9 protein-coding genes and 2 pseudogenes are annotated in these 12,061 nt (G+C 60.3%); 2 read left to right on the forward strand and 9 right to left on the reverse strand.

Annotated features, from left to right (window positions below; all coding sequences use genetic code 11):
* Positions 1-99 precede the first annotated feature (99 nt).
* Positions 100-1,695 (reverse strand): hypothetical protein, encoded by a 1,596-nt coding sequence (locus Herbaro_RS06030; RefSeq protein ID WP_275012925.1) that lies wholly within the window; start codon positions 1,693-1,695, stop codon positions 100-102.
* A 216-nt stretch (positions 1,696-1,911) separates the two neighbouring features.
* On the opposite strand from Herbaro_RS06030, the pseudogene Herbaro_RS06035 reads away from it, so the two are divergent.
* Positions 1,912-2,199, forward strand: a pseudogene (locus Herbaro_RS06035) (alpha/beta fold hydrolase); the annotation flags it as partial.
* 256 nt (positions 2,200-2,455) lie between these two features.
* Complete coding sequence (locus Herbaro_RS06040) at positions 2,456-2,695, forward strand: alcohol dehydrogenase catalytic domain-containing protein (protein ID WP_275012926.1); 240 nt, start codon at positions 2,456-2,458, stop codon at positions 2,693-2,695.
* Between the two features lie 37 nt (positions 2,696-2,732).
* Here Herbaro_RS06040 and Herbaro_RS06045 read toward each other — a convergent pair whose 3' ends face one another.
* The 8 genes and pseudogenes from Herbaro_RS06045 to Herbaro_RS06080 all read right to left on the reverse strand — a co-directional run bounded on the left by Herbaro_RS06045 (position 2,733) and on the right by Herbaro_RS06080 (position 11,976).
* On the reverse strand, positions 2,733-3,152 hold the full coding sequence (locus Herbaro_RS06045) for a hypothetical protein (RefSeq protein WP_275012927.1): 420 nt from the start codon (positions 3,150-3,152) through the stop codon (positions 2,733-2,735).
* The gene (locus Herbaro_RS06050) at positions 3,149-4,489 is read right to left on the reverse strand and encodes a HipA domain-containing protein (RefSeq protein WP_275012928.1); all 1,341 of its coding nucleotides are present in this window, start codon (positions 4,487-4,489) and stop codon (positions 3,149-3,151) included. The genes Herbaro_RS06045 and Herbaro_RS06050 overlap by 4 nt, the downstream gene beginning before the upstream one ends.
* Before the next feature lie 428 nt (positions 4,490-4,917).
* Positions 4,918-5,166, reverse strand: a pseudogene (locus Herbaro_RS06055) (dUTP diphosphatase); the annotation flags it as partial.
* Between the two features lie 53 nt (positions 5,167-5,219).
* Positions 5,220-6,416, reverse strand: coding sequence for a bifunctional phosphopantothenoylcysteine decarboxylase/phosphopantothenate--cysteine ligase CoaBC (coaBC, locus tag Herbaro_RS06060; RefSeq protein ID WP_275012929.1), 1,197 nt, complete (start codon positions 6,414-6,416; stop codon positions 5,220-5,222).
* A 69-nt stretch (positions 6,417-6,485) separates the two neighbouring features.
* Entirely contained in the window at positions 6,486-7,013 is a 528-nt protein-coding gene (gene lspA, locus Herbaro_RS06065; RefSeq protein ID WP_275012930.1) for a signal peptidase II, read from the reverse strand.
* Positions 7,014-7,101: 88 nt separating this feature from the next.
* Entirely contained in the window at positions 7,102-9,996 is a 2,895-nt protein-coding gene (ileS, locus tag Herbaro_RS06070; protein ID WP_275012931.1) for an isoleucine--tRNA ligase, read from the reverse strand.
* Between the two features lie 120 nt (positions 9,997-10,116).
* The gene (locus tag Herbaro_RS06075; protein ID WP_275012932.1) at positions 10,117-11,094 is read right to left on the reverse strand and encodes a bifunctional riboflavin kinase/FAD synthetase; all 978 of its coding nucleotides are present in this window, start codon (positions 11,092-11,094) and stop codon (positions 10,117-10,119) included.
* 156 nt (positions 11,095-11,250) lie between these two features.
* On the reverse strand, positions 11,251-11,976 hold the full coding sequence (locus Herbaro_RS06080) for a 16S rRNA (uracil(1498)-N(3))-methyltransferase (RefSeq protein ID WP_275012933.1): 726 nt from the start codon (positions 11,974-11,976) through the stop codon (positions 11,251-11,253).
* Between the last annotated feature and the right edge of the window lie 85 nt (positions 11,977-12,061).

Genomic DNA, 12,061 nt, shown 5'->3' on the forward strand with positions numbered 1-12,061 from the left:
GAAATATACTAGTGGCGATCTGTTCCTGGCTATGAAAATGGCTGGGGAGCCGTAGTGTAAAGGATGCAGCACCTCACTGCTGCATTCCATCGTTGCTCACTACTGAGAAATCTTCCGTCGGCCTTCCTGGGAGCGTGCTTCATCATACTGGCGCTTCAAGCGTTCGAGAAAATTCTCTGGAAAATCAGCAGCTTCCGCGATTGCAAACCATTTTTCCGCTGTAATGACCTGAGATGCGATCAGATGGAGAAGTTGTACGTGAGATTCGAGCGCGAGTTTGCTCTTGAAAATGAGCTGACAGAGACGTTGCGTACCCAGTGTTTCTTGTAAAACGTCTCCGTATTCAAAGCCATCCTCCATCTCGATTGAAACACTAGTGGCTGGATTGCGGGACTTGATAAACAAATCGCCGATGCCGAGTTCTCGATTGAAATCGTCGATATTGGAAATCGTTCCCAAGGCAATGACGTTTTCAATTAAAGCCATATCTGTGTCATCAATGGTTGGAGACACGATGCGGACAATGATGTCGTCGATGAATGAGGCCCCAATCGCGTAGCCAATTAGCAGACAATCTTCGCTGTATTTGGCAATGGTCTGACGTGCGGTAAAAAGCGTCTCAAAAACGATCCTCTTGTATCCCTGCGCATGCGCTGATTCGACCGAGGGGAAAAGCGGCAGTCTCCTTATCGATTCAGGTACTCCGTCTGAGCCCAGTACCAAGCCAGGGCGTCCGGGAACTCTCGCTGCCGGCCCGACGTGGTCAGTCATTCGAAGAATGTCGGCGGCAACTTCGAGGGCGTCGAAGCGATTTATCCTAGGGACGCCCAACACTATCAGACCTTTGTGGCAGTCTTGCAATGCAGGGGCGAGCGCCGCAATTATTGCTTTCGGTATAGCTGGTTCTGAGGGAGGGAGCGAAACCAGCTGAGGAGCTACCTCCTTGCGTGCTCTTTCTGAGTAGGCCGAAAGTTCTCCCATTTCTGTTACCTGGCCGAAGACTCCGGTGAACAGGGTGTTTGCTACGACGGAGGTATGGTCCAACAACAGTAGGACGTCGTCATACATTGTCCTAGCGCTCGGAGTGTTCAAAAGGATGGCAATGCGATAGCCATGCCGCTCAACCAGAATACGTGCGCGCTCCAATTTGCCTGCATGTAAGCTCCATTCATCCTGGTTCAAATGAAAGCAACCCAAGACGAGCAACGTTCCAGAGGGGGCTTTAAGGAGCGCTTCTGACCAAATTCCTTCTTCGCCGATAACCAGCGGTCGTTGATGTCCCGTAGCCTGCTCAGTGTAAATGAGTGAACCTTCAGTCCCAGTGTCGAAATTGTCCAGGAGCGCTGAGATTGCATCGGGAGACGGTGTCAGATAAATCCCCGGCGCTGGCCCTGATGGCCAAACCTTGAGTGCCGGTGATGTCGTCGCGCGTAGAGTTTTGAGGAGGAGTTCTGGTGAAAATGCAGGGGGGCCGATGTCCATCTCAATTCGGCGCGCCAGTCGATTGGCTGCACTTTCATCAAATTGGCACGCTAAAACTTTATCTGGAGATTTGCTGACCACCGACCAATTTCGGAGACCAGGGACCGCCGCTATAAGGTTGAGTGATTTTTCGTGGCCTAGGGGGCGAGCGCTGTTGCGTTCGAATAGCTCGCGCAGGGACTTGGCCAGCAGTTTAAGTTGCTGAATATCCATTGGTTTCTCCAGGCGGTATATCCGGTGCACGCTTTGCGGGGCCGCCCTAAGAAATCAATCGATAGGAGGAATCCGGTTCAAACAATCGTCTTCGCCATACCCAGAAGGGCGCGTGCGGGAGGCGACGATAGGCCTTCGGACGATTATACGAGAATTAGAGTGCTGGAGGAGGGGTGATAGCAAGACGGTTGCCTAGATGAGCAGGGGCGCCTTGCCTATCCGAGCTCCTCTCATCAATTCCGCGAACTGATTCCGCAGCTGGCCGAGCGTTTTCACGTGATTGCTCCCGACTTGCCTGGTTTCGGTTTCACGGAGGTGCCTGAGGACCAAAACTACGTTTACACATTTGATGCGATGGCTAAGACATTGGAGGCATTCGTGGATAGCGTTGGCCTGAAGACCTATGCGATGTACGTCTTCGACTATGGCGCGCCGACCGGCCTGCGCTTAGCTGTCGCTCATCCCGAACGAGTAACTGGCTTCGTCTCGCAAAACGGTAATGCCTAAGTACATCGGCCAACGCATCATTGAAGTGATTGGTAAGTAAGGGCGCGCCGTCACTGGCGACACCTGCACAACCAACGCCACGTTTGTCTCCCTTGCCATGGCAACAGGCCGAGGGGACAGCGTGGCGTTGGCGCATTCTGAGCAAACCTAATGGTCAGCAAGTACAACAGGACTTTTGAGCACTTATCTCGGATTTGAAGAGCGGTCGGCTATTTAGAGTAGCTGCCACCCCAACTCAGTACGGAATCCCGAGATGACACAAGTAAAAGCATGGGCCGCCTTCGAAGCCGGCCAGGAGCTCAAGCCCTTCACCTACGAACTGAGTGCTCCAGAATCGGAAGAAGTGGAAATCGAAGTCAGCAACTGCGGCGTCTGCCATACCGACCTAGTCTTCATAGACAACGAATGGGGCATGACTCCATATCCTTTCGTCCCAGGCCACGAAATCGTCGGGCGTATTACTTGCCCGTGCTTATTGATGATTGAGACATAGACCATGTAGCTCCTTCCATGCTTTCCAACAGGCTCGGCTAAGCCTGATCCGGCTTCAGTTCGGCGACTCTGCCTTCGATGATTGCCCGACGGATGTCTTCTTCTGTGCGAGGAGGTGTTGAGGTTAAGTCTGCAAGCGCTACTACGCGCCGCAGCGGAGCAATCAAGTTTTCGGTAGATACAGACTCTCTCTTCCGAAGACGTCTCAGCGCTCTGTCAATCATGGTTTCCACGGCGCTGACTGGACGAATGGTCTCGGTCCTGTCTGTTAGAGTCAGCTCAATATTGAGAGCGGTAGCCAGCCGGCACCAGGCACCAATAGGCACGTGGCCAGAACCTCTCAGGGCGGCAGCCACTAGATCGATCTTTACGTTCGATTGACGCGATAACTCCCATTCGGAAAGTCCTCGCTCATTGGCCAAAGCTTTAAGTGTTTTTCCAAGATCAATCTCATTCACGGTGCACCTCGAAGTGCTGGCTTACGAACTAAAAGGCTATCTGCCGTTTTTTGCATCCAGTCGATTCTCGTGCGGACAACGTCAGAAATTTTACTGACCAGCGCTAGTTCTCCCTGACTGTAAATAGCAGCATCAACGAGACGCTCATAATGTCTTTGTGCAGCTGCCGCCAATCTTTCCATCTCAAGCGCCATCAAGCGACTGGAGAAATTGGCATCTTCAGAGAAGCGAATCATTGTGGTTTGAGTCACATCTTCGAATCTGAAGGCACCACCATAGCTCACCGCCAAATTCTGTAAGATCGCATCACCATATACTTGCGTTGACGTGAGGTCATACATTGGCGCCGGGATCAGTCCGTCATTCGTCTGGAAGAATGAAATATTCTTTGCATGAGCGTCATTGTTGCCAATAAGAAGACTGAAAAGTGCCCATCGAATGATAAATAGGCGTCCTTCTTCAGGATTCACAAAGAACGGTTCAAGCTTGAAGAGTCTTTTGAATCCCACCCCGAAAGATTGATTCTCCACGCATTGTTCGTACTTCTCCCAACTAGCAGCACCAACGGCTTGGCAGCCATCAATTGCATGTACACGCTCGACGTTGCCTGGTTGGAGGATGTCTGACTTTGAATTCCACACCCGGTCAAACCGTTCTATAACCAAAATTGGATCAGGAATCCGCCGGATGTGAACCTGAGCTACCGGTAACCCCATTGCTCCAGCTAGGGACATGCAGTAATGCTCATTTGCCACCATAAATGGAGTTGCCGGATCACGGGCCTCTGGCTTGATGATGTGAGTTGAATTCAAACTCCCGTCTAGCAAATACAGATTCCCTTCCTTCATTCCCACCTGCATTTTGTCCTGAGTGCCGGCGAGGCTTTGGTAGAAGCGACCATGCCAGAGGGAGAACGGAATGCTGCTTCTGTTGGTTACTCGGGCTGCTAGTTCATCGTCCGATAGATGACTGAAGACCGGAGAGATACTGGTAGAGGGATTGGGCTCGTCATCTTGACATAGCAGGCTAAAAGCACCGGCAGGTTCGTGACCACAGGTCTGAACCATGGCTAATACATTTGCAGAAGATAGCTTGTTTCGGATCGCTCCAATTTTTCGCATTTGTCCTTCTGGTAGCAGATTCGCAAGATAGCTTGCAATCTTCTGAGAAGAAATACCGTCATTGAAAAGAGGTAAGTGCGGCGACAACGCGAACGCTTCTGGGCGATGCTTCCATTGCGCATCGTAGTGAAAAGCGAGGTCGCCTTTGCGAAGGTCGCAATGAAAAAAACCGACCGAATGGCTGGATGAGCTGATTTGAAACTGACGTTGTGACATTGACGTGCTTAACTTGGGCAAAGTGCCGGAAGAGGTGAGTGCTTCTCTCGTGAGGTCACTGAGCAAGCTATCTAGCGAGCGAGGTTTAACTCTGGCGGAGAGATTTACAAATTTATTCTACGAATTACGTAGAAATGCGGCAAGCTAATTCTTCTCCGTGCAGTGTTGACTTTGGAGGTAATAAGCAAAACTTGCTTAAGGGGAACGACGAGTCCATGCCAAAAAAATAAAACTGCTGACCTGCGGTAAATAGTCTTCGAAAATTGAAGCGGGGAATTTCTGATTGTGCTCGGGATGAGCGAGAGGAGAGGGCGTGAGACAGTTGAGACACTGTCAGATGGTGCAACGTAATTAAGGAATAGTTCTTATTCTATGTTTGAGGCTGCCATTTTGAGACACTTGAGACAGTGCGCTCAGTTCCCCATAACCACCAGGTTGCCCAGCACGATGCCGTGCTTATGGCCCATGCCGCTGCGCGGCAGGATCACCGCCGCATAGCCGGGATCGGCCAGGTGGATCGCCAGGCCGGTCGGGATCAAATGGGTCGAGCCGGGGGCGATGGTCAGCGGCGCATCGATGCAGGCGCGCAGGTCCAGGCCGGCGCTGCCCGGGGTCGCATAGGCGGGCAGTTGGTCTTTCATGCGCGGGTCGAGGATCTTGATGTCGATGGTCTTCATGGATGCAGATAGGAGTGAAAAGGCACGGCCCGCGATGGCGGGCCGTGTCGGGTTCAGGACGCCATGCGGCGCGCGATCTCGCGCACCAGCTGGCGTGCCAGGGTCTGCTTGTCCGCGCGCGGCAGGCTGGTGTGGCCTTGCTCGTCGAACAGCGTCAGTGAGTTGTCGTCGCGGCCGAAGGTCTGGTGGCCGATGTTGCCGACCAGGAGTGGAATGTTCTTCCTGGCCCGCTTGGCCGCGCCGTATTGTTCAAGATTCTCGGACTCCGCCGCGAAGCCCACGCAATACGGGCGGCGTGGCAGGGCGGCGACCTCGGCCAGGATGTCGGGGTTCTGCGCGAACTCCAGGCGCAGCGTATCGTCGTCGGCGTTCTTCTTCAGCTTGCGCGCGCTGGCGTTGGCCACGCGCCAGTCGGCCACCGCCGCCACCGCCACGAACAGGTCCTGGCCGGCGACGTTGGCCATCACCGCGTCATGCATCTGCTGCGCGGTCTGCACATCGATCCTGAGCACGCCGTAGGGCGCTTCCAGCGCGGTCGGGCCGGACACCAGCGTGACCTCGGCGCCGGCTTCGCGCGCCGCGCGCGCCACCGCGTAGCCCATCTTGCCGGACGAGAGATTGGTGATGCCGCGCACCGGGTCGATCGGTTCGAACGTGGGGCCGGCTGTGAGCAGCACGCGGCGTCCGGCCAGCAGCTTGGGCTGGAAGGCGGCGATGATTTCTTCCATCAGCTGCGCCGGTTCCAGCATGCGTCCTTCGCCCATCTCGCCGCAAGCCTGCGCGCCGGCGTCGGGGCCGAGCAGCAGGATGCCGTCTTCGCGCAGCCGGCGCGCGTTGCGCTGCGTGGCCGGGTTCTGCCACATCTCCACGTTCATGGCCGGCGCCACCATCAGCGGCACATGCGCCGGGCGGGCCACGCACAGTGTGGAGAGCAGGTCGTCGCAGGCGCCGTGCGCCAGCTTGGACATGAAATCGGTGGAGCAGGGGACGATCACGACGGCGTCGGCGTCGCGGGTGAGATTGATGTGCGGCATGTTGTTCTCCATGCGCGCATCCCACTGGTCGGTGTAGACGGTGTTGCCGGTCAGCGCCTGCATGGTCACCGCGGTGATGAACTGCGTGGCGGCCTGGGTCATGATCACCTGCACCGACGCGCCGGCGCGGCCGAGTTCGCGCGCCAGCATCGCGGCCTTGTAGCAGGCCACGCCGCCGGTCAGGCCGAGTACGATTTTCTTGCCAGCCAGATCCATGTGTTGCTCCTTGCTTCCGGAATGAAGCGAAGCGCGAGGGCTTCGCGAGCGAACCAGCGGGGCCGGTCTTTACTTCTTGGAAACCCGGCGCAGTTCGTCCACGACGAACAATACCGCACCTACGCAAATCGCACTATCGGCCAGGTTGAAGGCGGGCCAGTGCCAGTTACCGACGAAGACGTCGAGGAAGTCGATCACGTGGCCGTAGGCGACGCGGTCGATCACGTTGCCGATGGCGCCGCCCAGGATCAGGGCCAGCGCCCAGCAGAACATGCGCTGGCCGGGATGCTTGCGCAGCAGGTGGATGATGAACACCGCCGCGGCGATGCCGATGACGGTGAACAGGTAGCGCTGCCAGCCGCCGCTGGCGGCCAGGAAGCTGAAGGCCGCACCCTTGTTGTACACCAGCACCAGGTTGAAGAAGCCGGTCACCGGCAGCGACTCGCCGTAGTGGAACAATTTCAGGATGGTGATCTTGGAGAGCTGGTCGAGCAGCAGCACGATGGTGGCGATGCCCAGCCAGGGCAGCAGGCCCTGTGCCGAAGCAGGCGAGCCGGCCGGCCGTGCGGGAGGGGAGGAGCGCTTTTTGGTTGCCATGGGTATTGTTGTTTGAGTTGAGCGGCCCGCGCATGCCTCTGCCGAAGCTCATGCCATGCGCGGGCCGGCTTGCCGGCGTTTCCGGGGATCAGGCGAAGCGGCGCTGCTCGCCCTGGCCGAACAGGTTGGCGTAGCAGCGGCCGCACAGGCCGGGATGTTCGGCGTGCGCGCCGACATCGGCGCGGTAGTGCCAGCAGCGTTCGCACTTCTGGTGGGCCGACGGCGTCACGACCACCGCTTCTTCTTCGGCCGTAGCCACGCGGCTGACCTTGGCGCCGGAGGTGATGAGCACGAACTTGAGGTCTTCACCCAGGCTGTCGAGCAGCGCGGCTTTGTCGCCGGCCGCCTTGACCTCGACTTCGGCCTGCAGGGACGAACCGATGCCGCCGGCGATGCGCACCTCTTCCAGCTGCTTGGTCACCGCCGCGCGCACTTCGTGCAGCACCGCGAACTTGCCCAGCAGGGCCTCGGCATCTGCCACCTCGGGCAGCGCGTAGTAGGTCTGCGAGAAGATGGTCTCGTCGCTCTGGGCGAAGGTTTCCTCGCCGGCGAAGAAGCTCCAGGCTTCTTCCGCTGTGAACGACAGGATCGGCGCCATCAGGCGCAGCAGCGACTGGGTGATGTGCCACACCGCGGTCTGCGCCGAGCGGCGCGCTGCCGACTCCGCGCCGCTGGTGTAGAGGCGATCCTTGAGGATGTCGAGGTAGAAGCCGCCCAGGTCTTCCGAGCAATAGCCCTGCAGCTTGGCCACCACCGGGTGGAATTCGTAGGACTCGAAGTGCGCCAGCACCTCGGCCTGCAGGCGCGCCATGTTGGCGATCGCGTAGCGGTCGATTTCCAGCATCTCGGCCACCGGCACGGCGTGCTTGCCGAAGTCGAAGTCCGAGGTGTTGGCCAGCAGGAAGCGCAGCGTGTTGCGGATGCGGCGATACGACTCCACCACGCGCTTGAGGATTTCATCGGAGATCGACAGCTCGCCCGAATAGTCGGTCGATGCCACCCACAGGCGCAGGATCTCGGCGCCCAGCGAATCCGACACCTTCTGCGGCGCCACCACGTTGCCCTTGGACTTGGACATCTTCTTGCCCTCGCCGTCGACCACGAAGCCGTGCGTGAGCAGCGCCTTGTACGGCGCGCGGCCGTTGAGCATGGACGAGGTCAGCAGCGACGAGTGGAACCAGCCGCGATGCTGGTCCGAGCCTTCCAGGTAGAGGTCGGCCGGGAACTGCGACTGCTGCTTGTGCGAGCCGCGCAGCACGGTCTGGTGCGTGGTGCCGGAGTCGAACCAGACATCCAGCGTGTCGCGGTTCTTGAGGTAGTGTTCGGCGTCCTCGCCCAGCAGCTCGCGGGGATCGAGCGCCTGCCAGGCCTCGATGCCGCCCTTCTCGATGCGCTGCGCGATCTGTTCCACCAGCTCCGGCGTGCGCGGATGCAGCTCGCCCGTTTCCTTGTGCACGAAGAAGGCCATCGGCACACCCCACTGGCGCTGGCGCGACAGCGTCCAGTCCGGACGGTTGGCGATCATGCCGTGCAGGCGCGCCTTGCCCCAGGAGGGGAAGAAGGCCGTGTCTTCGATGCCTTGCAGCGCGGTCTGGCGCAAGCTGGGGCCGCCGTCCTTGGGGACGTTGTCCATGCTGGCGAACCACTGCGAGGTGGCGCGGTAGACGATCGGCGTCTTGTGGCGCCAGCAGTGCATGTAGCTGTGGTCGAACATGACCAGCTTGAACAGCGAGCCCATCTCTTCCAGCTTGGCGCAGATCGGCTTGGACGCTTCCCAGATGGTCAGGCCGGCGAACAGCGGCAGCCACGACGCGTAGCGGCCGTCACCCATCACCGGGTTGAGGATGTCGTCATCCTTCATGCCGTGCGCCTTGCACGAGATGAAGTCTTCGATGCCGTAGGCCGGGGCCGAGTGCACGATGCCGGTGCCGCTGTCGGCGGTCACGTAGTCGCCCAGGTAGATCGGCGAGAGGCGGTCGTAGCCGGCGTCCGCCTTGGCCAGCGGATGGTGGAAACGGATCAGTGACAGCGCCTCGCCCTTGGCGGTGGCGATCACGCGGCCTTCCAGGCCGAAGCGCTGCAGGCAGGATTCGACCAGGTCGCGGGCCAGGATCAGCAGGAGCGGCTCGCCGTTGCGGGTGGTCTCCACCAGCGCGTAGTCGAACTCGGGATGCACGTTCAGCGCCTGGTTGGACGGGATGGTCCAGGGCGTGGTGGTCCAGATCACGATGTAGCCGTTGCGCGTGGGCAGCTCGGCCAGGCCGAAGGCGGTGGCCAGCTTGTCGTGTTCGGCGAAGGGGAAGCCGACGTCGATGGCCGGGTCGCGCTTGTCCTGGTATTCCACCTCCGCCTCGGCCAGCGCCGAGCCGCAGTCGAAGCACCAGTTCACCGGCTTGAGGCCGCGATAGACGTAACCCTTCTCCAGGATGGTGCCGAGCGCGCGCAGCTCATCGGCCTCGTTGGAGAAGTTCATGGTCTTGTACGGGTTGTCCCACTCGCCCAGCACGCCCAGGCGGATGAAATCGGCCTTCTGGCGCTCGATCTGCTCCCCGGCATAGGCGCGCGCCTTGGCCTGCACTTCGGCTACCGGCAGGTTCTTGCCGAACTGCTTTTCGATCTGGATCTCGATGGGCATGCCGTGGCAATCCCAGCCGGGCACGTACTGCGCGTCGAAGCCGGCCATGTTGCGGGCCTTGACGATCATGTCCTTGAGGATCTTGTTGACGGCGTGACCGATGTGGATGTCGCCGTTGGCATACGGCGGGCCGTCATGCAGGATGAACTTGGGGCGCTGGGCCGAGGCCTTGCGGATGCGCTCGTAGACCTTCTTCTCCTGCCATTGCTTGACCCATTGCGGTTCGCGCTTGGCCAGGTCGCCGCGCATCGGGAACGCGGTTTCGGTCATGTTGACCGGATACCTGGACGGCGCCTTGCCGGCTTTTTCCTGCTTGCCCGGCTTGGCGGACGATTCGTTGTTCGACATGGCAAATATCTCTGTTGGATGCGGTTGATTCCGGATGATTCTCGATGCTGGGTGCGCATGCGGCGCACAAGACGGGCGGCTGGACGGCGGCGGGCGTCGCGCCCGGCCGCCGGCCAGCGGTCAAATTCGGTCGGTCGCCGACACGGCGAAGGAGGCGCTCTCGCGGAACCAGGCGCGGGCCTGCTCGGCATCGCGCGCGATGGCCGCGGTCAGCGTGGGCAGGTCGATGTACTTTTCCTCGTCGCGCAGCTTCTTGAGGAATTCCACGCGCAGCAGCTTGCCGTAGCAGTCGCCCTGGAAATCCAGCAGGTGGGTCTCCAGCAGCACGCGGCCGCTGTCGTCCACCGTCGGGCGCACGCCCAGGCTGGCCACCGCCGGCAGTGGTTGCCCGGCCATGCCGTGCACCTGGACCACGAAGATGCCCGAGAGGGCGGGGCGCTTGTGGCCCACGCGCATGTTCAGCGTGGGGAAACCGATCGTGCGGCCCAGCTTCTTGCCATGGACCACGTGGCCGCTGATGGCGTAGGAGTGGCCCAGCAGCTGGCGCGACAGGTCGAAATCGCCCTCGGCCAGCGCCGCGCGCACCGCCGACGAGGAGATGCGCACGCCGGCGTTGGTGACGGTGGGCATCGAGTGCACTTCAAAACCGTATTTCTTGCCGGCCTCGACCAGGGTTTGCAGGTTGCCGGCGCGGCGCGCGCCGAAGCAGAAATCGTCGCCCACCATCAGCCAGCGCACGTGCAAGCCCTGCACCAGGATCTTCTCGATGAAGTCTTGCGGCGAGAGCGCGGCGAAGTGGCTGCCGAAATGCTCCACCACTACGCGGTCGATGCCGGCGCCGGCCAGCGACTGCAGCTTGTCGCGCAGGTTGGCGATGCGCGCCGGCGCGCGTTCCGGCGTGCCGGCCAGCTGGGCGAAGAATTCGCGCGGGTGCGGCTCGAAGGTCATCACCGCGGCGTCCAGCCCGAGGCGGTCGGCGGCCTCGCGCACGCGCGAGAGCAGGGCCTGGTGGCCGAGGTGCACGCCGTCGAAATTGCCGATCGTCAGCGCGCAGGGCGCGCGCGATTCGGCGTTGGGAAGTCCGCGAAATACCTTCATTGAGCCGCTGGTTGAAATACTGGAAAGATGCGCTGTTGCAAAAGCCTTCCATTATAAATGTTTTCGGAAGCTTTCCTTTAATTGGTGGCGGGCGGCGTCGAATCAAGCGCCGCCGGCGGTCGAAGTTGCCGTTTTGGAATCATCGGCGCCTGGCGCCTACATTTCTCCCCAGATGGCATTGAGCGCGGTCAGCGCCGCCATGCCGGCGGTCTCGGTGCGCAGCACGCGCGGCCCCATGGACAGCATCAGCGCGCCTTGCGCGCAGGCAAGTTCTTCCTCTTCCGGGTTGAAGCCGCCCTCCGGGCCGACCATCAGCGTCACGGCCTGGGGCGGATGATGGCGCGCCCAGCCCGACAACGGCTGTTCGCCGCGCGGCGAGAGCAGGATGCGGCGATGCAGGTCGCTTTGCCCGACCCAGCGCCGGAAATCGCTGACCTCGGCCAGGTGCGGCACGCGGTTGCGCCCGCATTGTTCGGCGGCGGCGTGCACGATGCCGTGCCAATGCGCCTGTTTTTTCTCGGCGCGATCGCCGGACAGGCGCACCACGCAGCGCTGTGCGGCCAGCGGCACGATGGCGGTGGCGCCCAGCTCCACGGCTTTCTCGACGATCCAGTCCATCTTCGCGCCTTCCGGCAGCGCCTGGGCCAGCGTCAGCGCGTAGGGCAGCTCGGCCTCGCGCGGCGAGAAGGTCTTGAGCTCGGCGTGGGCGCGCTTCTTTTCGATGGCGGTGAGGGTGGCGGTGTATTCGCCGCCTTCGCCGTTGAACAGGGTGACGTGATCCCCCGGCTGCATGCGCAGCACCTGCACATGATGGGCGATGTGTTCGGGCAGGGTCAGGGCCGATCCTACGCTCAGGGCTTGGGGACAGAAGAAACGAGGCATGGGGCGGTTCCAGGGAGGCGAAAGATGAGGTGGGCGGATACGTTTACATGCAGGCCGCGGCGGCAGCCCTGAATTTTAATCCCGG

The organism is Herbaspirillum sp. WKF16 (assembly GCF_028993615.1).
Taxonomy (GTDB): domain Bacteria; phylum Pseudomonadota; class Gammaproteobacteria; order Burkholderiales; family Burkholderiaceae_D; genus Herbaspirillum.

Bases quoted from the DNA above. Each gene is read 5' to 3' on its own strand.
- Herbaro_RS06030 (WP_275012925.1), bottom strand. From the start codon at position 1,695: ATGGATATTCAGCAACTTAAACTGCTGGCCAAGTCCCTGCGCGAGCTA.
- Herbaro_RS06040 (WP_275012926.1), top strand. From the start codon at position 2,456: ATGACACAAGTAAAAGCATGGGCCGCCTTCGAAGCCGGCCAGGAGCTC.
- Herbaro_RS06050 (WP_275012928.1), bottom strand. From the start codon at position 4,489: ATGTCACAACGTCAGTTTCAAATCAGCTCATCCAGCCATTCGGTCGGT.
- coaBC (WP_275012929.1), bottom strand. From the start codon at position 6,416: ATGGATCTGGCTGGCAAGAAAATCGTACTCGGCCTGACCGGCGGCGTG.
- lspA (WP_275012930.1), bottom strand. From the start codon at position 7,013: ATGGCAACCAAAAAGCGCTCCTCCCCTCCCGCACGGCCGGCCGGCTCG.
- ileS (WP_275012931.1), bottom strand. From the start codon at position 9,996: ATGTCGAACAACGAATCGTCCGCCAAGCCGGGCAAGCAGGAAAAAGCC.
- Herbaro_RS06075 (WP_275012932.1), bottom strand. From the start codon at position 11,094: ATGAAGGTATTTCGCGGACTTCCCAACGCCGAATCGCGCGCGCCCTGC.
- Herbaro_RS06080 (WP_275012933.1), bottom strand. From the start codon at position 11,976: ATGCCTCGTTTCTTCTGTCCCCAAGCCCTGAGCGTAGGATCGGCCCTG.